We start from the raw sequence: 19,797 nt of genomic DNA, 5'->3' as shown, positions 1-19,797 counted from the left end.
TACATTTTTTGATAAAATACTTCTTTTGCATCATTTATTTATTGACAACAAGGGAGAATATACCATTTTATTTTTCTTATATACTTGCAAAAAAAGACCGGCTCATTATATGAACCGGCCTACTAATCTATTTGATTATCTTGTGATTTCCTCTTCCCTTAACGGTGTTTTTTTCACTGTTGCAGGTTTAGAGGCCTTTCTAAAGTCCTTACGCAGCGTTTTATAAAAGGCAACCATGATGAGTATCAGTATGATCGTGAATGGCAAGGCCGAAACCACTGATGCAGACTGTAATCCGGTCAATCCACTCGATAAGAGAAGGACCAAGGCAATTGCCCCCATCAGGACGCCCCAAATCACTCTGACGAGCACTGGAGGGTTCAAGCTACCATTCGTCGACATCGAGCTTAAGATAAAAACGGCTGAATCGACTGATGTCACAAGGAAAGTCAGGATTAAAATCAAGACGAAAACCGTGACGCCACCTGTGAAGGGAAGCCCTTTAAGCATGGTAAAAAGGGCACTCGTTATATCATTATTCACAGCTGTTGCAATTTGCGTCCCTTCAAACAAGTCCATATGAAGGGCTGTACCACCAAATATGGCAATCCAGACTAACGCGATGACTGGTGGTGCGACCATCACACCTATGATAAATTCACGGATGGTGCGCCCCCTCGAAACGCGGGCGATGAATGATCCGACGAACGGCGACCAGGCAATCGCCCAAGCCCAGTAGAAGATTGTCCATTGATAGACCCAAGGATTGCCCGTATATGGATTCAACCTTAGACTATACGATACGAAATTAGAGATATAATCACTAATCCCCACAATGAATGTATCCAGGATAAATTGGGTCGGCCCCGTAATGAAGATGAACAGCATGATCACGAATACCGCAAATAAGTTATAGTTACTTAACCATTTCATCCCTTTGTTCAAACCCGTGATGGCAGAAGTTAAAAAAAGGGCTGTCATCGCGATTACGATGATAATCTTGATCCAGTTTGCATCCGGCACATTATAGGCGAAACGCAAACCACCATCTATCTGCATGATGCCTAATCCCAATGAAGTGGCAACACCCATGATCGTTGCGGTGATGGCAAGGATATCAATGATTTTTTTTGTTGGTTTCACATGCCGTCCCTTCCCGATTACAGGAGAAAGCGTGGTTGAAACCAGACCGTTTTCCTTTTTCCGGAACTGAAAATAAGCCATGGCAAGTCCCACGATTGCGAATATGGACCATTGACTGACGCCATAATGAAAGAAGGAATACCCCATTGCCAATCGGGCGCTTTCTGTCGTTAATGGTTCGACGTCTTTGTATGGTGGCGTAAAGAAGTGGGTCATCGGTTCTCCTATCCCGTAGAATACTAAAGCAATGCCAAACCCACAGGAAAATAACATGCCAATCCATGTGAACATAGGGAATTCCGGACGTTCATCATCCCCGCCCAAACGAATTTTTCCGTATTTGCTAAAAACGAGATAAATCAGGAAAACAACGAATAAGAAGACAGCGGCCAAAAATAGCCAGCCAAAAGAAGATGTAGTAAATGCTAGAGCGGCATTGGCCCCTTTCGCAAAAGTGTTAGGAACCATCGCTCCTATAATGACAACTAACGATACAATCATAGCAGAAATCCAAAAAACGCTGTTTAATTTTAAACGCATCGATTCTTCCTTTCTAAGGTGCATGGTTTTTTATTGAAATGGGTTATGTTATACGAATGGTCATTCGAGGGGAAAGAATTGAATTGGATGAAAACAAGAAGATAAAAAAGGAGCTTGCCTATTCATGAATAAACGCTAACCTGTGCTGCTTATTTCATTTTTTTAGATCACGGAATGCTGGAATCCAAAAATCTTCTACGTCCCTTTAACAAAATCAATTCTTTAATATAGCTACCATTTCTAACCGGCTTTTTGAAAACATATCAGTCTAAATTTCTATATACCCCATTTTTTAATTGATAATCATAAAATTTGGCCATACAAGAAAGGAACTGGAAATGTGGGTACATTCACCAGTTCCCCTTTGTCCTTATAAATGACGGTCAATCAAACTGGCGGAGACCGGTTGGATGCCCATCTCCCTCGACCAAATCGACAGTTGCCCGATATGATGGATTTCGTGGGCAATCAGGTGCCTTAATACCTTGCCCTTTTCATAACTCCCTTCCATCCATGGAACCTCTATACATTCAAACTCCATGGCAGGTGACCACGTCTCCAAGAACTCTTTCACTTCCGGATGATACCTTGCGGATAAGTCCTGAATCGCTTCAACTGTATGAAAGGAATCCAAATCTATCTCGAGATCCGGCTTTCCCTGTATGGCCCTGATCCAACTACTTTCGACATCGATGACATGGGCGAGCGTCTTCAATATTTGGCCCATCCCCCCGTTCCTCTTCCTTAGTAGTTCATCAGAATGGAGTTCGTGACACCAACGAAACCACTCGCTTCTTACTTGCCAGTTATAGCTAAAAAGTGTAAGCAGACCATCATCTCCTTTACCTAAAAGCTCGAACGCCTCCTATTTAGAGAACTCATAGATGAGCGGATCGAGCCTCCCTGTTCTCTTCCTTATACCGATAATAATCCTGCCGCTGTATCGTCTTGAACCCACATGATTCATAGAGCCTGAGGGCATGGGCGTTCGTCGCTTCCACTTCCAAAAAGATTTCATAGCCTAGACCATGCTGTTTTGCCACTATCTTTTTCAACACCTTTTTGCCAATGCCTTTCCCCTGATATTCCGGAAAAATGGAAAACCCGTAAATCCACGCTTCCCCTTCACTATGATCGACACGGATCTTGCCGACGGTCTTCCCATCTGCCTCGATCATCAAGGTCTTCAATGTATGTTCAAACTGAATGCGCTGATAATATTCCCTCGCTTCCTTCTCCAGAAATTGAAAACACTGAATGTCCAACTGAATCTCCGTTTCTGCATCCATTTCTCGTGAAGGGCGAATGACAATATCTTCATAGTCTGACAGTTCGGTAGGCGTCCATTTCATTTGGTACTCCGAGAAAGCAAATTCACAAGGTAGCCGTTTCAAAAACTCCTTCCCCGATTGTGATGGTCCCGGAGTGTTCAGGATGATCTCTCTGGCCTCCCTTCCCAACGCAGCATCCAATGCTTCATTCACCAGGTTAGTGAAAATCCTCCGCCTCCGGAACTCCGGGTGAACCATGCCACACATCTCCAATTTACTTCCGAAGTCATATAACCCCACAAACCCGACAAGCTGTCCTTTTTCGTAATGAAGAAAATCATTTTGCATGATGCCATTCCGGCTCCGGAGTGTATCCCAATTCAGCTTCAATGTAAAATCTCCTTGTTCACTTTCTTTTTGTAAGCATTCAAGGTCCCTTAGTTGTTTTTTATTCAAAATAGTTCGCCCCCATCCTTCATTCCATTTTATTCCTATTCAATAAAAAATACAGCATCCTCAAATGGATTGCTGCATTTTTTTTCATATCTTATAAAAATGTTGTTTTTTCAAAAGTATTTTCACTTTACTCTATAAAACTATAAACGTATGGAAGGGGGATTTCCACTAATTCTAAGGACCGATGCATTATATCAATAAAATGATTCTATTTGAGGATTATTTTTTCCATTTTTTGTGTTATATTCCAAGCTAGGGGAACATAATATCCTATTCGGGCAAAATATGAATAGAAGGAAATAGGCTTCGTCACCTCATGTTCAATCAGATTTTGGATCCGATTGAATATAGGATCCAAAATCCATTTTTCAACCTAGCCCCTCGTTACCTTTATGTCAACTTCTCTTTTTATGGCCTGTTTTCTTTAGGTTTTCTACTTCTACAGTTAGTTCGTTTAGTTTTTTTCCGAAGCGGAAGAGCAAAAACATTGAAACGACGAATGGATAGCCAAAATCGCTAACTAATGATACCCACACAGTAGCATCCTCAATCATCATCCTCTTCACCCCTTTTCTTGTATCTATTAAGTAAAGTGAATAATGTCCGAGCAAAATCAATCTAGCACTATCGGTTTATAGCAAAAAGAACAAATGTTCGTATATAATTGATTTATTCCCCTTGTCCATCACTTTAGAACTTAAGGAGGGATAATAAATGAACAAGTTAACGGCCCATTTCTTTTCTTATTCACTTGATGTGTTACATCAGAGATATGCTTCATTCTTTGATCAACCCATCATCCAGGTTTTTTTACAGAATCCTGAACATTTGAAGATTTTCACGGATACGCTTGAATCCCCTTCTACCAACAACCTTTGTCATCTCAACGAGACATTCCAAATTTTCTATTACAGGGCCAAGGTGTACAAATACTTATGCTCTTTAATTTACTTTTTCTCAGTTGATTATGATAAAAGGGCGCGAAAGCAACGGGAACGCTATCGAATGGATCTCGACATGACCTCGGATAGCGGCGGTATCATCGACCGAATCGGAAATGTAGATGTTCAACTTGAAAAGATGGGGGAAACCGGCGACCTTTCTTCCCACATTAGTGATGAACAACTGGTGAATGCGCTGCAAAAACTAACGCCCAAACAAAATAGGGTACTCACGATGGTCTATTCCTACGGCCTAACCAACAAAGAAATCGCAGCTTATTTCAAAGAATCACCCCAGAATATTTCAAGCATTCGCAAACAGGGACTCGAAAAACTGCGAAAACACTATTTGAATGAGATTTATGTTAGGAAGGAGAACAGGTACTGTGGATAACAAACTATCAAAGAAAGAATTGATGGAAATGATTGATTCTTTAGACCCCAAAATAAAAAAGTCCTTAAAGAATACACACCATCAGGACAGAAAAGACCTGGAACAAGAGATAAAGCTCAAAATCATAGAATCCTATGAAAAAATTGCAGCCATCGAAGCTCCCAACTTCGAGGAATTCCTGACAGAATTCTTGAACAAACAGAAACGGTAAGGAGTGCCAAGTTCAGCTCTTGCTGGGCTTGGGGCTCTTTTTTTATGTGGCTTTTCGTCCAAGCCTTTTTCAAGGACAAAAAGGACCTCACTTTTTAGAAAGTGAGGTCCCTTCTCCTATTCAGGCTTCAATGTCAGCGTATCGCCTTTTGGTTTATCTAGCCTGGTTTTGTGATACTTCCCTTCCGCCCAATCTTCGAGCTGGTCATGATACCATTTACTTTTGACATGTCCGGATTGCCCAGGACCGACGAGGTGATAAGCTTGATTCATATCGGAAAGATCCATGACAAACCTCCAGGAGCCGCCATGATTGACGGTACCGTCGTCAAGAAATGCAGCGGCCTGGACAGTGACACTGCTCCCGCCAACGGGAATCCCTCCTTCTCCGTTAAACAAATAGTTTAATGGGGAAACGCTTGAAAGCGGATGATCGAAGCGGACTTGGTGGTACTCTCCCCACTCCCAATCGGTTAGGTCGCCTCCTTGCGTTTTCTCCAATTCTTTCAATGTCTCCTGTAATGACTTCGCCAATACCTGCTCAAGTCCTCCTGCTTCCTCGATCCATGGACCTGGCTTTCCGCTCAGGGCCTCCCGCAGCAATTCATCAATCGCCGATTTCCTTCCATTAAAAAGCTTAAGGGTTTCCTCTGGAATTTCATCCGTCAGCAGGACATCCCCGATTTTTTTCATCCACACATTGAAGATCATCGGTGCAGTGGCATCTGCAGAATCTATCTGATTCCATTTTTGTAGAATTTCTAACGCCTTTTGTTCCTGCTTTCCTGATGGCCCGTTTAAGATCGTTAAGAATTGCGGGACAAATTCTCTCGCCTGCAAATTCACCTGATCCATCTGCAGACTTTGCATATCCACTGCAGTCAGTTTCTTATTCGCTTCCAAGAACTCCTGAATCCTCATCTGACGATAGGGCTGTGCCCAGTTATTACTGATGTGGTACGGATAATCATCTGAAATGACCTTGTTATTCGCGGTCGAGATGAATCCCTCCTTTGGATTGATCGTTTTTGGAAGTTCATCGAAAGGAATATAGCTTTTCCATTCATATTCATCCGTCCACCCTGGCACCGGCAACATGCTATCCCCTTTTTTACGGATTGGAATCTTCCCGTTCGCCTTATACGCTATCGTCCCATCGTTGGAGGCGAAAACGAAATTCTGTGCAGGCGTTTCGAATTTCAAAAGCGCCTTTTCGAATTCATTCCAATTCTTTGCCTTATTCATATTCAAAACCGCTTCCAGTTCTGCTGACGGATCTAGTGCCGTCCACCTTAATGCCAGGACCGTATTTTTCCCGCTTTTACCGGCGAATTCAGAAACGACCGGGCCATGACGTGTAATGGTCACCTGGTAATCAATCGTCTTACCGTCTTTCACCTTGATCGGTTCATCGATTATTTTGGCCTTTTCCCATTTCTCCTTATAAGCAAATTCATTCTCGTTCTTTGGGTTCCTCTTCTCAATATACAGATCCTGAACATCCGGACCCGTATTCGTCACACCCCAGGCAACGTTTTCGTTATGACCCAATATGATGCCAGGAATTCCTGCAAAAATGACCCCACTCACATTGACGGTCGGTGCCTTCAGATGCATTTGGTACCAAACCGAGGGAGTGGCGAGTCCAAGATGGGGATCGTCGGCTAAAAGCGGCTTTCCCGTATCCGTCTTTTCACCGGAGACCACCCAGTTATTACTGCCATTGAATTCATAAGGTATGACGGCACCAGCAAAGCTCTTCTCAATGTCCAGCTCTTCCTTGCCGATGATATAAGGTGCATCCTTTGGATAATCCGGGAATAAGTCATAGGCCTTTTCCTTTGGGAACGTTTGGAGTAAGTACTGTCTGAATGCCTGATCTTCCCAGTTCCCGCCTAGATCAAACGCCATATACTTCCCAATCGTCAATGAATCCACAGGTGTCCAGGGTTTCGGCTCATAGCCAAGCAAAGTGAACTCGACCGGCCATTTTCCATTATCCTTCAATTCGTCGATATAGAGATTCACACCTTCAGCAAATACATCCAATGCTGCTTTCCCCTCACTTGAGTAGCCAGCGTAAGAAGATTCGGCAGCCCGCCTTAACCCAAGCGTTCGAAAGTATTTATCATTTTTCACGGTCTTCTCACCAATCACTTCACTTAATTCCCCGGATGCCTGACGCCTGCTTAGGTCCATCTGAAACAAACGGTCCTGCGCCTGAATATACCCTTGAGCCAAATACAGATCATGTTCATTATCAGCCGTAATATGTGGAATCCCACTCGAATCACGTATCACTGTAACCGGTTTCAAAAGACCGGGCAATAATAAATCCCCCTTCGTTTCAGGAAGCGACCTGGATAAAAATACATTTGCCGCAATCACGGCTATCACTAAAAGCAAGAGCAGCGATACAAAAACCCAAAGGACACGTCTTTTCCATTTTCTTTTTGGTTTTGGCTTTGACTGAGGTAGGACTGCTTCCATTGTTTCATCTCCTTTTCTAGTAACTCTCTCTTTCTACTTTAAAGTATTCGCTTTCATATCCGACTTCCCTACCAATCCTTCAATATTTTTCTACTTATTCTGAAAGCATTGGATATATGCCTCTCCTTTTTCCTATGTACGATTAAGGAAAAATTCCTTCTAAACGCAAATGAAACGCATCGATGAACCGATGCGTTTCATTTAGGCGTTAAGGTTAAGATATTCAATCACTTTCTCCACTTCATCCGTATACAAAAGGGACTTATCAAAATCATGGACGGCTTTCGTCTCCGCTTCGAGGTAGTCATATCGGGAAATTAGATTCAAGTATCTTTTCCACTTATGTTTTTCCTGCAAAAGCCTCTTTTCCCTTTCAATATCTTCCGGAATCACTTCATTAATGATAAAGCAAGGATCCGAAAGAACCGGATGATCGAATCGTTCGTTTAAGGTAATCAATTTTGCTTTATCCCATTCGACCCTGACCAGGTCCGATATGGCCCCTACATTATCGACTGAATCAAGGATACGCTTTGATAGCGCCTCATACTCTTCATATTCGAGGCCGTTATCCGTCATGATCCCCACACTGAACCATTTTACTTGTGGATCGAGCGTGTTTTTTTGTTTGAAAGCCACTATTCATTCATCAACCTTTCGTCTATGTAAGTCATGTTTTCCATATATACGATTGAAGATAGCAGGCACCCGTTTCTTATGCTTTTCTTTTGATCTTATCATGATTCTTCAAAGTAAAGAAATACCGGTCACTTTTGGTCAAAAACATCATCACTCTATATGCTATAAAAAAAGGATCCTCATTCATAAGGATTCCTTCAATTCGAATACTGGATTGTAATTCCCCTCTGTTTAACGATATACTCCATGGCTTGGGCGAATGATAAGAATGATTTAACCTGGTGGGAGAAATCAAGCTTGATAATTTGCCTGACTACGGCCGGTGTAAACCCGACAAACATCGTTTCTGTACCCATCAATGCTAACGCGCCAACCAACTGGTCGAGCAGGGAAAACATGTTATCATCCTGCGTATAAGTGATGCCGGAGAAATCCAAAATCATTACTTCAGCATGGGAATCGTTACACTTTTGCAGGACCGTCGACTGCAAGGACCCCATTCGCCATTCGTCGATACGTCCGATTAACGGTACGAGCAACACATCGCTTAACATGGTCTGGACGATTGGCGTCGCCAACTCCTCCATGACTTCTTGATTTTCTTTTACTTTTTTTAAAGACTCGTTTGCCGATTTGGCAATTTTCTTATAATAGTTCACAAAACTCACACTCATGCAATAGAGGAACTCGTCCAATACGGCATCAATGATTGAACTAGCTTTCAACAAGACTTCGATAGAATAGTGTCGATTGCTGACTTCCTCTTCAATGAAGCTCCAGAAAAGGTTACGCGCCAGCTGAATCTCCCCAATGATTTTATCTAACGAAACGCCCATCTCCACAATTCGATTCCCAACTCTCATCCCGATTTCACTCATGCTTTCCATCGCCTGGGCTTTTCCATGGATCAAGGCATCAGCATGGATTTGAATGATTTGTGCCCGAATCACCTTGCTGGTTTCCAAATCATATGGCGAATCTTCTTCGAAAAGTTCGAGATGTTGGACCAATATATATTTGAATTTTTCGATTTTTCCTCCAATCAATACCAATTCTTCCTCCAAAACGGCAACAGCCTCCATTCAGCTCTTGATTTAAATATCAAGCCTTTTTTTAATTTTAGCAAATTTTTATTTAAAAGCGATATAAAAACCTTATATTACCAAAAGGATAAAAGAAGTTTCATTTTATTAAAATAAGGGTATTACAATAACTTGGAGGAGGGATTCCTAATGAAAAAAGAACAACAAGACTTTGAAGCAGAAAATATGAGTGATTTAGTTGAACTGATCAATAGTAAAAATAATAGCCGGAGAATCTTAGATGTACTTCGTCGTAATAAGAAAGACAAAAAAGAAAATAGAGATGAAAAAGGCAAATGAAAACCCAGACCAAAAAGGTCTGGGTCTTCATTTCCGATGAGGCTTAAATTTTGAAAGTATGGATGATGCCATCCATTTCTCCGGCTAATTTCCGCAAGTGTTCAGCAAAGGCGCTGATTTCTTCTATTGCGGCAGATTGTTCCCCCGTAGCGGTCAAGACATTTAGTGTCGCCGCCTCTGATCCCGCCGCTGCAGTGGATATCATCTCCATCGACTGTACAGCCATCCTCGTTCCCGCTTCCATTTTTTCAATCGTCTCCCCCACTTGCCCCACTTGATCAGAAAGATCGTTTATGGAGTGGTGAATTTCTATAAATGTATCTCCAGCTCCGGTCATCACGTTGATTCCTTCGCTTACCTCGCGATTGACAGACCCCATTTGCTCGGCCACCTTCTTTGTTTCTTTTTGGATATGGTTGATGATTTCACTGATTTGCTGAGTTGCATGGCTTGATTGCTCTGCAAGGTTCCTCACTTCATTGGCCACCACGGCAAACCCTTTTCCTTGATCACCAGCCCGTGCCGCCTCTATGGAAGCATTCAAGGCCAATAGATTCGTCTGAGCAGCTATCCCTGTAATCACTTCAACTATTTTCCCTATCTCGACGGAACGTTCCCCCAATCCATTGACGACCCTTGCCAATTCATTCACATTCGAATAAATGGACTCCATTTGTTGGCCCGCCTGTTCGATTGAGTTTTTTCCTGCATTCGCTTTCTCCAAGGACTTATGGATGGAGCCAGATACCTTCTCCGCCCCGATTGTTACCCTTGAAAGGCTGGATGACATCTGATAAATCACCTCAGTAGTCTCGTTCACTCCCTTTGCCTGATTTCTGGCTCCTTGTGCGACATCTTCTATCGAGCAGGAGATTTCTTCCGTCGCGCTGCTTGTCTGATGCGCTCCTTCCGCCAATTCATTGGAATAGGCGTTCATATTCTTCGATGCATCCTGAACCTTTTTCAATACGTCGCTCCAAGATTCCACAGTGTGATTGATATGAAGTGCAATCGTTTTCAAAAAACCTAACTGATCTTCACTTATCCTTTGTTTAAGGTCACCGTCCGCAATTTTCTCTAGATAACGATTAATCAATCCAATCGGACGAATGAACCTTCGATGGTTGATCACGGAGGAAATAATTCCGACAACCACACCGCAAATTGTAATGAAGACCAGATTCCATAGCATGGGCATTCCCGAAATACCATTTGCGAGACAAACGAACAGCCCAATCATGAAGGTACCTGGTACCACAACCAAGCTCGTCCGAATGATATATTGAATTAGTCTCATTAGTATCCACTCCTATGATTTTAAATTTTTAAAAATGTTCACAGAATTATCATACTATTTTCCTATTATAATTTCCACATTTATCCTTAAATAGTACTTATTTATCACAAATAAAAAAAGCCGATTTTGTTTAGCAAGGACAAAATCAGCTTTCTATTCTACTATTCACTTATTTAAGAACGGCGCTATCTTTTCCTTTGGATAGTCTTGACTTCATCACCGTCCGAAGAGATATAGACCGTTTCATCTACTTTATAGGATAAATACCGGTCACAATCTATTTCCAATATCTTTCCGTTATCGAATTTCATTGCGCAATTCGAACCCTCTTCTGTTTTGCTCACGTTAATGACTTCATTCGTCTTAAAGCCAATCGCCTTGCCATCGGAAAAATGAGGGTAGTACTTCTCGACGATCACCACTTTGTCCAACCGGCCTGGACCTGTTAAATATACAACCAATAATATGATTAAAACGGCTATTAAACCACCTAGGATTACTGTTTTTCGTTTCACTCTATCTATTACCCCTTCTTTTTATCAATCTATTACTTACTATCCTTTTTCAATAGATTATATTCAGAAACCTAGTAAATATGATAGAAAAGAGACTTTGTTTTCCTCTTTTATTTTACCTTTTTCACCATCCATATACAAATGGCCGCCAAAATGATCAAGATGGATACAACGGAAATGACTCCTCCCCAGCCGAACCGGATTAAGAATATACCGCCCGTGGCCCCCACTATACTGGATCCTCCATAATAGAAGAAAAGGTACAGAGCCGAGGCTTGGGCCTTCTCGTTTTTATCCGCCAACCTTCCGACCCAACCACTCGCAATCGAATGGGCCCCAAAAAAACCAAAGGTGAAAAGAGCCAATCCCAATATTTTCATCGATAGAGGAACTGCCAAGGTCAGGAGGGCCCCTGCTAGCATGATCAGAATCCCGGTTAGTAACACGCGTCCCCGGCTATAGCGGTCAGCGAGCTTCCCCATCCAAGTCGAGCTGAAGGTACCGACGAGATAGATAAGGAAAATGAAACCGATCAGTGTTTGTGATAATTGATAAGGCGGTTCCATCAAGGGAATTCCCACGAAGTTATAAACGGTGACAAAGGAACCCATTAATAAGAAAGCCATGCCAAATAGCCATAATAATTGTGGATTCTTCATGTTATGTCGTAAGGATTCTATCATTCTCTTCACAGACATGTTCGTGTGCGTGACATGCTGAGAGGAAGGCAGCATCCACCAAAAGAACAAGCTGATAAGTAAGCTTAAAACGCCAAGACTTCCAATCGCTACATTCCATGAGTAGTGATCCGTCAACACCCCGACAATCAATCTCCCTGCCAGCCCTCCAATTGACGACCCACTAACGTAGATGCCCATCACATACCCCAGGCTTTTCGGATGGAATTCTTCATTGATATAAGCCATGGCGATTGCCGGGAACCCTGCAAGGACTGCCCCTTGAACCGCCCGGATGGCAATCAACAGGTAGATGTCATCCTGGACAAAACTGACACTGATCGACAGCAAAGCAGACATGGTCAGAGCTACACCCATTATCTTCTTTCGATCAATGCTTTCCGAAAAAAAAGAAACCAGCAATAGGCATATGGAGAGCGTCCCGGTTGCAAAAGACAACGTAAGACTTGCCATTGGTGGAGAAACCCCAAACTGCTTCGCAAAAACCGGTATGACCGGTTGCGTACTATATAAATCTGCAAATGTTACAAAGCTTCCAAGAAATAAAGCCAAAATCGTTTTCCGAAATGATTTACCCGCAGGTTCAATATAATTCAATTCTGCTCAGACCTTTCAATTCCTTATTTCTTATGTTAATACGTCTGGACTCAATTGTCTATTTTACGAATAAGGAGCAGGCCCATTGGATTGCCAGGCATAAAAAAGTCCCTTCACAGTTACCGTGAAGGGATGGAAAATCGTTAATGAACTTGTCTATCCTTCCGCTCACTCTTGACCATCAGCCAATATACAGGTAAGCCGATTATCAAAATAATTATGGAGTAGAGGGCATCCATCGGTGTATCGATTAATGTGCTAAGCACTATGTATACCGCACCGATAATTGCCAGGATAGGGATGAACGGATAAAGCGGCACTTTATACGTTTTTGCATCCGGATCTTTTTTACGTAGAATGAAGACTGCAAAGAAGGCTAGCCCATAAAAAGAAAAGACAGAGAATATCGCCATATTCGATAGCTTATCCGGATCTGTCACAATCATCATGATGATTGCAATGACCACTTGTAGAATCGTGGCATTGACAGGTGTCCTGAATCTAGGTGATATCTTCCTTATCTGTTTATGACCAGGAACCATCTTATCCTCAGCCATCGCAAGTGTAATCCTTGGGAAGGTTAGAAGCTTGCCGTTCAGGCACCCGAAGATTGAAATCAAGATTCCGATTGCAATTAATTTTCCGCCTAGCTCGCCAAAAAGAACGGTGGCTGCAACATTAGCGGAATTCGTTCCATTCGCAATGATTCCATCAGGGCCCAGAACGTGTAGCATGGCCAGGTTTACAGCTAAATAGGCTACCATGACCACGACTATCCCCGTGATGATGGCCCGTGGTAATGTCTTCTGTGGATTCTTCATCTCACCAGCCATAAAGCCGACATTGATCCAGCCATCATACGCCCAAAGTGTTGCAAGAATGGCCCCTGCCATACTCACCTTCACCGTCGTTTCAACATCCATGTTGAAAACAGGCATCTCGCCTTGAGCCATACCGAACACAGCTATGAAGACGATTGGAATCAATTTGGCAACCGTTGAAACGGTTTGGATCAACCCGCCATATTTCGTCCCCAACAAGTTCATGGCCGTCAAAAAGACAATCGTGATTATTCCAATACCCATTGTATAATCCATGGATATATTAAATAAACCGGCCACCAACGCTCCAAAGTATAAACAAAGTGCGCCCATTACTGCAGGTCCATAAACTAGCGTTTGAACCCAACCGCAAAGAAAGCCCCACAACTTTCCATACACTTCTTCTAAATACGCATATAAACCGCCCGTTTTAGGAATTCGTGTACTCACTTCGGCGATTGTCAATCCACTTGCCAGCGTAATCAAGCCACCAATCAGCCAAGCCAATAAGGACATCGTTGAATTACCACTTAACTCAAGTACCACTCCTGGCTTCATGAAAATACCAGAGCCTATGACTGTACCCACTACTATAGATGTTCCAACCCAAAAGCCAATCGTTTTCTTCAATTGATCATTCACATAATGTCCTCCTTCCGTGTACACACCTTCTATTTTCTCAGAAAAATTATACCACGAAAAATATACAAGAATAGTTTATCGAATAATCTAAATAGTCAATTTACTATTTCAGATGTTGTTACCTCTATATTGTATCCGTTTTCATAATTAATTAATATTTCCCTCTTTCTTCTTAAAATCCGAATTATTTTTTCGTTAATTGAATTTATTATGTTTCAAAAGGATTTAAAACGAATTATATAGTTAATTAAAAGTGCAATCATTCGTATTTGATGATTCCACCTTCATTATTTCATTTTATTTCATTTATCGTCACAATGTGAATCGGATGATGCACGTAAGGTCTATCAGATTCATATCTTTATCCTTAAATAGAGATTTAATCCAATATGAATATAACATTAACATTCTTTTGTGCTCGCTAAGCCTCACTCTTTTAATGAAGCTCTATCCTTTATACGAAAAAAGGCAGAAATGTTGATGTCGCAACATTTCTGCCTTTTTCTTTTCATTTTGTTAAACCCTGCTTCTTACCAAACAATAAATAACAGGATAATGGCTAAGACCATACGATAAATAGCAAATGGCGTCAACTTCACTTTATTAATCAATAATAGGAAGAAACGTATGCAGAATAACGCAAATATGAAGGCACTGATAAACCCTGCGATAAAGAATGGTAACACGTCAGGCGTAAAGTACTCCCAGTATTTTACGATTTTCAGCAAACTGGCTCCTGCCATGATAGGCACAGCCATGATAAACGTGAAATCGGAAGCTGCACGGTAACTCATCCCCAGCAGTACGCCGCCTGATATGGTGGAACCCGAACGGGAGAAGCCTGGCCAAAGGGCTAGACATTGTATCAACCCGACACCTAAGGCTTGTTTATAAGTAATCTGATCAACCGTTTCGGCTGTCAATTTCGGTCGGAACCTATCCGCTGCAATCATCAGCAAAGCACCGAGGAATAATCCGACGATTACCGTCTTTACAGTGAATAAATGGTCATCAATATAATCTTCGAACAATAAACCTAATACGGCCGCAGGCAGCAACCCTACGATGATTTGAAGCAAATTCAACTTTTTCCCTGCCACGGCAGAGGGGTTCTTCATCTTTCGTAATCCGAGCAAGTCCATGAACCGCCCCCAAAAGAGCACAACAACAGCCAGTATCGATCCCAGCTGAATGACGACCTTGAATGCATTCGCTACTTCACTACCAAATATTTCGGTAGATTTCAGCCATAGATCATCCACTATGATCATATGCCCCGTAGAAGATACTGGTGCAAACTCCGTCAGGCCTTCCACAAGGCCAAGGATAACGGCCACAAAAATTTCCCATATATTCATTGTTTTCACCTCATTATTTCTCCGCTTGTAAATGGAAATACCATTGTATTTTACTCGTTGTTTAAAATATTGTCTATTAATCATTGCTGAAAGAAAGAAGAGATACATGTATCATAGATTCAAGGTTCTTTTTTTCAGAAAAAGGAGTGATGCATGTGAAAAACACCCAAATCTATGCCCACCGTGGATCCAAAGGAACGCATCCTGAAAATACGATGATTGCATTCAAAGAAGCCCTACGAGTCGGGGCGGATGGCATCGAGTTCGATGTCCACCTCAGTTCGGATGGGGAATTGGTAATCATCCATGATGAAACACTTGACCGGACGACCACTCTTTCCGGGTATGTAAAGGATTTCTCCGCAGAAGAGTTAAAATCAGCGGATGCGGGAAGCAAATTTTCCGAGGAATTCCATGGTGAGAAGATTCCATTCTTGGGTGAAATTTTCCAATGGGCGAAGGAACATACATTGTGGATGAATATTGAGCTTAAAACAGATAAGCTCCCTTACGAAGGCATCGAAAAAAAAGTTGTGGATGTAATCCGGCAGCATCACATGGAAAATCGAGTGATTCTTTCTTCTTTCAATCATCAATCGATTGAAAACGTAAAGACGCTGGCCCCGGAACTGGAGCGGGCTTTATTATTCGAGGGACTGCCAGCAAACGTCGAGGAAATTTTAGCCGAGAAAAAAGAAGCTGGCTTTCATCCTGACAAAAATAGCCTGACCCCATCCATTCATGCCACTGCGAAGAAACTTGGATACAAAGTCCGCCCTTGGGTGGCCAATAAACCAGAAGATATCGAGCGGCTAGTCAAATGGGGAGTCGATGTCATCATGACCGATTTTCCTGAGAAAGCCATCACGACTCTGAAAGGCATGTCAGCTAAATAAAATGTGAAAGAGAAGGGGAACATTCCCCTCCTCTTTCAATCCATGTTTATTCAGTTATTAACGAGTCGATCCGCCTAATTGTTGTTCAGCCATTTGCACTAAACGTTTTGTAATTTCTCCACCAACTGATCCATTAGCACGTGATGTTGTGTCTGCACCAAGGTTTACACCGAATTCAGAAGCAATTTCATACTTCATTTGCTCTAGAGCTTGTTCTGCACCAGCTACTACTAGTTGATTGCTGCTATTGTTGTTTGCCATGTGTTTCTCACCTCCTTATATATATTTATTTACATCTCCCCCTCCAATTATGTTTTCCAATTTATTGAATAATCGTAACTTTATGAAGATAACTTCTTCGCTCGCTATCATGAATTTCTTCCTATGCTCATAAACTGTTAGGAAACTTTCAGTAAGGGGGAAAAGACGTGCAAATTCATGTGGTTAGGCCTGGCCAAACGTTATTTGGCATCGCCCAAACATATAGCGTGAGCGTTGACCGGCTCGTTGAATCAAATAAAATTCCTAACCCAAATAATCTTGTCATCGGGCAGGCCATTGTCATTCCAATCGTCGGCAGCTATTATTTTGTCCAGCCTGGTGACACTTTATTTTCGATTGCTCAAAAAGTGGATGTACCCTATCAAGAATTAGCGAGGATCAATGGCATTTCCGATCAGGACTCCTTATCCGTGGGGTACCGCCTATATATTCCTGCCCGAAAAAAACGGACTGCTGAATTCAACGGCTATGTCGAGCCCCGTGGTACAACAGTCGCTCCTGCCCTTGAAACAGCTGCTCAGGAAGCCGCGCCTTATTTGACATACTTAGCGCCATTCAGCTTTCAGGCACTGCGAGATGGCACCTTAAAGGAACCGTTGCTCAATAACTTTCCCACCATTGCAAAAGAAAACAAGAATGTCCTCATGATGGTCATCACCAATCAGGAAAACGATCAATTCAGTGATGAACTTGGTCGGATCATCCTGACGAACACCTCCGTGCAGAATAAGTTCCTAAACAACATTGTGACCACAGCCAAGAAATATGGATTCAGGGATATTCACTTTGACTTTGAGTTTCTCCGCCCGTCCGATAAAAATGCCTATAACCAATTCTTACGTAAAGCAAGGGATCGTTTCAAAAAAGAAGGTTGGTTCATCTCGACGGCACTTGCACCGAAAACCAGTGCAGAGCAAAAAGGTGGCTGGTATGAGGCACATGACTATAAGGCACATGGTGAAATTGTCGACTTCGTGATCATCATGACGTACGAATGGGGATACAGCGGCGGTCCAGCACAGGCGGTATCCCCGATAGGACCGGTTCGGGACGTACTGGAATATGCCATCACCGAAATGCCGGCCAATAAGATTCTGATGGGCCAGAACCTATACGGATATGATTGGACATTGCCTTTTGTCCAGGGCTCCATCGCCAAAGCGATCAGCCCTCAGCAGGCCATCCAGATTGCTGCCGCGAACAATGTATCCATAGAATACGATGAGAAAGCGCAGGCGCCCCATTTCAATTACACGGATGCAGATGGGAAGGAGCATGAGGTCTGGTTTGAAGATGCCCGGTCCATTCAAGCAAAGTTCGATTTGATCAAAGAATTGAACCTTAGAGGAATGAGTTACTGGAAGCTAGGCCTTGCCTTCCCGCAAAACTGGTTGCTCATCAGTGAGAACTTCAATGTCCGACGACGGGTCTGAGGGATTTTCATATTTTTTTGCATAAACCATGTGGTCCTCGCATATCATCAAGTATTGAGCATGAAGTCCTTTTCTGGATACGTGACTCCACATGATAAAAACCTTCCGTCAGGTCACGGAAGGTTTTTATCATGTATTTGATCTCATGTTCTTACTAGAACTTCTATATATATATCCGTTAAATCCTTATGAGTTCAGTCCATTTTGTCCATACTAAAAGGACTGTCGTAGGGGGGATAACATGATCCGAATCAATCCGTTCAGCAACACTTTTAAAAGGTCTCCACGTTTACTCAAACTATTTTTGACCATCATCCTATTTTTACTTGTATTCGGTTGGCTGATTCATCTAGTCGAGCCTGATAATTTCCCTTCCATATTCGAGGGAATTTGGTGGGCAATCGTCACGATATCGACCGTTGGATATGGGGATTTCACCCCACTTACGAAGTTTGGGAGAATCCTCGGGATGCTTCTCATCTTATCGGGTGTCGGGCTCATCACTTCTTATTTTGCCTACATCGCCAAAATGTCCATCTCAAGCGACCAACAATTCCTTTCCGGAAGAAAGGAGTTTAGCGGCACCGGTCACTTTATTATCATCGGCTGGAATGGACGTTCAAAACGAATCATCAAGAACATTCATGAACGCATGCATAACCAATATATTGTCTTGATTGACGACACATTGACCAAGCACCCTTTGCCACGGACGAATATACATTTTGTCCAAGGGAAAGCCAGTTTGGATTCCGTTTTGCAACAGGCCAATATTAAACAGGCGGCACGGGTCCTCATCACTGCCGATCTCCAACAAAACGAACTGCAGACCGACATGTTCACCGTGTTGGCTTTACTGGCTATAAAAGGACTGAACCCTCATGTATATTGTCTTGTTGAAATTTTAACGCAGGAACAGAAGGAAAATGCATTACGTGCGGGAGCAGATGCCATTATCGAAACGAATAAGTTTGCGAGTGATTATATGCAGGAATGTTTATGGAGAGGAATGGAAAAGCGGGAAGAAGAAAATTCGGCCACCGAAAATGGTTTAAAGATTGAACAGATGCCCGTCCAATTCGATTGGAACGGGCAAACATTCAAACAATTGGGGATTACATTATTAGATAAGGATATTCTCTTGGTTGGCATCATTTCAGGAGGCGAGACACGTATCAAGCCTCCTGCAGATGCAATCATCCATCAAAATGATATCTTGCTCATCATCGATCGTTAATCCAATAAGATTTTTTCAAGGTCCCGAACGAGAGATTTCCCATACGCAATATATTCCTGAGGAAATTCAGCATCGGGGTCTTCCGGCTCGGCAAATTGATTAAATGAAGCGGAGAGATTCCCGATATTTCCCTCGCGGTCGATGCCATCTTCATACTTATGAGATAATAAATACGGCGTCATGATTTCAACCATGGCCCCGTCCGTATCAAGTGATCCATCGACAGCTTTGAAGGGAACACGTAAAAACTGATAGCCATCTTTGTCGTCCATTTTGAAATCGAAGGTGCCGTGGTCATAATCCCAACCGCCACCGATCATATACCCTTCTGGTTTAAGCTTCGTTTCCAAATCGAATAATCCAAAAGTTTTCCCTTCCAACTTAGAAGATATTTCAATCATGTTAAAAACCTCTTTTGCTAATTTTAATAATTAGCTTACCCAAAAGTCTTAAAATAACCCCTATTGATCACTACCCTCTTTCGATTGGGTAAAAAGCAAATTGGCTTCGTCACTGATTTCAAGGCGATCTTTTTGTCTTTTTTCTAGGTATCGG

At 42.4% G+C, this 19,797-nt stretch carries 20 protein-coding genes; 6 read left to right on the top strand and 14 right to left on the bottom strand.

Annotation, left to right across the window (positions count from 1 at the left end; all coding sequences use genetic code 11):
* Positions 1–135: 135 nt before the first annotated feature.
* From ACQKL6_RS02370 to ACQKL6_RS02355, 4 genes are all read right to left on the bottom strand, one after another.
* Positions 136–1,683 (bottom strand): BCCT family transporter, encoded by a 1,548-nt coding sequence (locus tag ACQKL6_RS02370; RefSeq protein WP_427650474.1) that lies wholly within the window; start codon positions 1,681–1,683, stop codon positions 136–138.
* A gap of 370 nt (positions 1,684–2,053) precedes the next feature.
* Positions 2,054–2,512, bottom strand: a complete 459-nt coding sequence (locus tag ACQKL6_RS02365) for a DinB family protein (protein ID WP_427650500.1) — start codon at positions 2,510–2,512, stop codon at positions 2,054–2,056.
* A 49-nt stretch (positions 2,513–2,561) separates the two neighbouring features.
* Positions 2,562–3,410, bottom strand: coding sequence for a GNAT family N-acetyltransferase (locus ACQKL6_RS02360; protein WP_427650473.1), 849 nt, complete (start codon positions 3,408–3,410; stop codon positions 2,562–2,564).
* 395 nt (positions 3,411–3,805) lie between these two features.
* Complete coding sequence (locus ACQKL6_RS02355; RefSeq protein WP_402871171.1) at positions 3,806–3,967, bottom strand: YvrJ family protein; 162 nt, start codon at positions 3,965–3,967, stop codon at positions 3,806–3,808.
* Positions 3,968–4,124: 157 nt separating this feature from the next.
* Here ACQKL6_RS02355 and ACQKL6_RS02350 point away from each other — a divergent pair, with 157 nt between their 5' ends.
* Positions 4,125–4,745, top strand: a complete 621-nt coding sequence (locus ACQKL6_RS02350) for a sigma-70 family RNA polymerase sigma factor (protein WP_402871169.1) — start codon at positions 4,125–4,127, stop codon at positions 4,743–4,745.
* Positions 4,738–4,956 carry a hypothetical protein gene (locus ACQKL6_RS02345; RefSeq protein ID WP_402871166.1) on the top strand — a complete coding sequence of 73 codons (219 nt, stop codon included), beginning with the start codon at positions 4,738–4,740 and terminating at the stop codon, positions 4,954–4,956. The genes ACQKL6_RS02350 and ACQKL6_RS02345 overlap by 8 nt, the downstream gene beginning before the upstream one ends.
* 116 nt (positions 4,957–5,072) lie before the next feature.
* On the opposite strand, the gene ACQKL6_RS02340 is transcribed toward ACQKL6_RS02345, so the two are convergent.
* The 3 genes from ACQKL6_RS02340 to ACQKL6_RS02330 all read right to left on the bottom strand — a co-directional run bounded on the left by ACQKL6_RS02340 (position 5,073) and on the right by ACQKL6_RS02330 (position 9,148).
* Positions 5,073–7,445 (bottom strand): penicillin acylase family protein, encoded by a 2,373-nt coding sequence (locus tag ACQKL6_RS02340; RefSeq protein WP_427650471.1) that lies wholly within the window; start codon positions 7,443–7,445, stop codon positions 5,073–5,075.
* Positions 7,446–7,646: 201 nt separating this feature from the next.
* A complete protein-coding gene (locus ACQKL6_RS02335) occupies positions 7,647–8,084 on the bottom strand; it encodes a hypothetical protein (protein ID WP_427650469.1) in 438 nt (145 codons plus the stop codon).
* Between the two features lie 197 nt (positions 8,085–8,281).
* Complete coding sequence (locus ACQKL6_RS02330; RefSeq protein ID WP_427650467.1) at positions 8,282–9,148, bottom strand: STAS domain-containing protein; 867 nt, start codon at positions 9,146–9,148, stop codon at positions 8,282–8,284.
* 168 nt (positions 9,149–9,316) lie between these two features.
* Here ACQKL6_RS02330 and ACQKL6_RS02325 point away from each other — a divergent pair, with 168 nt between their 5' ends.
* On the top strand, positions 9,317–9,466 hold the full coding sequence (locus ACQKL6_RS02325) for a hypothetical protein (protein ID WP_402871155.1): 150 nt from the start codon (positions 9,317–9,319) through the stop codon (positions 9,464–9,466).
* A 43-nt stretch (positions 9,467–9,509) separates the two neighbouring features.
* Here the strand turns inward: ACQKL6_RS02325 and ACQKL6_RS02320 are convergent, their stop codons facing one another.
* The 5 genes from ACQKL6_RS02320 to ACQKL6_RS02300 all read right to left on the bottom strand — a co-directional run bounded on the left by ACQKL6_RS02320 (position 9,510) and on the right by ACQKL6_RS02300 (position 15,394).
* Positions 9,510–10,763, bottom strand: a complete 1,254-nt coding sequence (locus ACQKL6_RS02320; RefSeq protein WP_427650465.1) for a methyl-accepting chemotaxis protein — start codon at positions 10,761–10,763, stop codon at positions 9,510–9,512.
* A 185-nt stretch (positions 10,764–10,948) separates the two neighbouring features.
* Positions 10,949–11,278: a hypothetical protein gene (locus tag ACQKL6_RS02315; RefSeq protein WP_402871149.1), complete on the bottom strand. Its 330-nt coding sequence runs from the start codon at positions 11,276–11,278 to the stop codon at positions 10,949–10,951.
* A gap of 110 nt (positions 11,279–11,388) precedes the next feature.
* Entirely contained in the window at positions 11,389–12,573 is a 1,185-nt protein-coding gene (locus tag ACQKL6_RS02310; RefSeq protein ID WP_427650463.1) for an MFS transporter, read from the bottom strand.
* 143 nt (positions 12,574–12,716) lie between these two features.
* Complete coding sequence (locus ACQKL6_RS02305) at positions 12,717–14,036, bottom strand: APC family permease (protein WP_402871145.1); 1,320 nt, start codon at positions 14,034–14,036, stop codon at positions 12,717–12,719.
* 530 nt (positions 14,037–14,566) lie between these two features.
* On the bottom strand, positions 14,567–15,394 hold the full coding sequence (locus ACQKL6_RS02300) for an undecaprenyl-diphosphate phosphatase (RefSeq protein ID WP_402871142.1): 828 nt from the start codon (positions 15,392–15,394) through the stop codon (positions 14,567–14,569).
* Between the two features lie 155 nt (positions 15,395–15,549).
* Between ACQKL6_RS02300 and ACQKL6_RS02295 the strand changes: the two genes are divergently transcribed.
* Complete coding sequence (locus tag ACQKL6_RS02295; RefSeq protein ID WP_427650461.1) at positions 15,550–16,290, top strand: glycerophosphodiester phosphodiesterase; 741 nt, start codon at positions 15,550–15,552, stop codon at positions 16,288–16,290.
* A 57-nt stretch (positions 16,291–16,347) separates the two neighbouring features.
* Here the strand turns inward: ACQKL6_RS02295 and ACQKL6_RS02290 are convergent, their stop codons facing one another.
* A complete protein-coding gene (locus tag ACQKL6_RS02290) occupies positions 16,348–16,551 on the bottom strand; it encodes a small, acid-soluble spore protein, alpha/beta type (RefSeq protein ID WP_402871137.1) in 204 nt (67 codons plus the stop codon).
* Positions 16,552–16,718: 167 nt separating this feature from the next.
* Between ACQKL6_RS02290 and ACQKL6_RS02285 the strand changes: the two genes are divergently transcribed.
* Entirely contained in the window at positions 16,719–18,005 is a 1,287-nt protein-coding gene (locus ACQKL6_RS02285; RefSeq protein WP_402989940.1) for a glycosyl hydrolase family 18 protein, read from the top strand.
* 241 nt (positions 18,006–18,246) lie between these two features.
* Positions 18,247–19,242 carry a potassium channel family protein gene (locus ACQKL6_RS02280; protein ID WP_402954255.1) on the top strand — a complete coding sequence of 332 codons (996 nt, stop codon included), beginning with the start codon at positions 18,247–18,249 and terminating at the stop codon, positions 19,240–19,242.
* On the opposite strand, the gene ACQKL6_RS02275 is transcribed toward ACQKL6_RS02280, so the two are convergent.
* The gene (locus ACQKL6_RS02275; protein ID WP_402871129.1) at positions 19,239–19,643 is read right to left on the bottom strand and encodes a YugN-like family protein; all 405 of its coding nucleotides are present in this window, start codon (positions 19,641–19,643) and stop codon (positions 19,239–19,241) included. The genes ACQKL6_RS02280 and ACQKL6_RS02275 overlap by 4 nt on opposite strands.
* Positions 19,644–19,797: the final 154 nt, after the last annotated feature.

The organism is Peribacillus sp. NPDC097197 (assembly GCF_050278025.1).
Classification (GTDB): domain Bacteria; phylum Bacillota; class Bacilli; order Bacillales; family DSM-1321; genus Peribacillus.
Note: the sequence above shows the minus strand (reverse complement) of the source record. Positions and strands in the feature narration are given on the sequence as shown.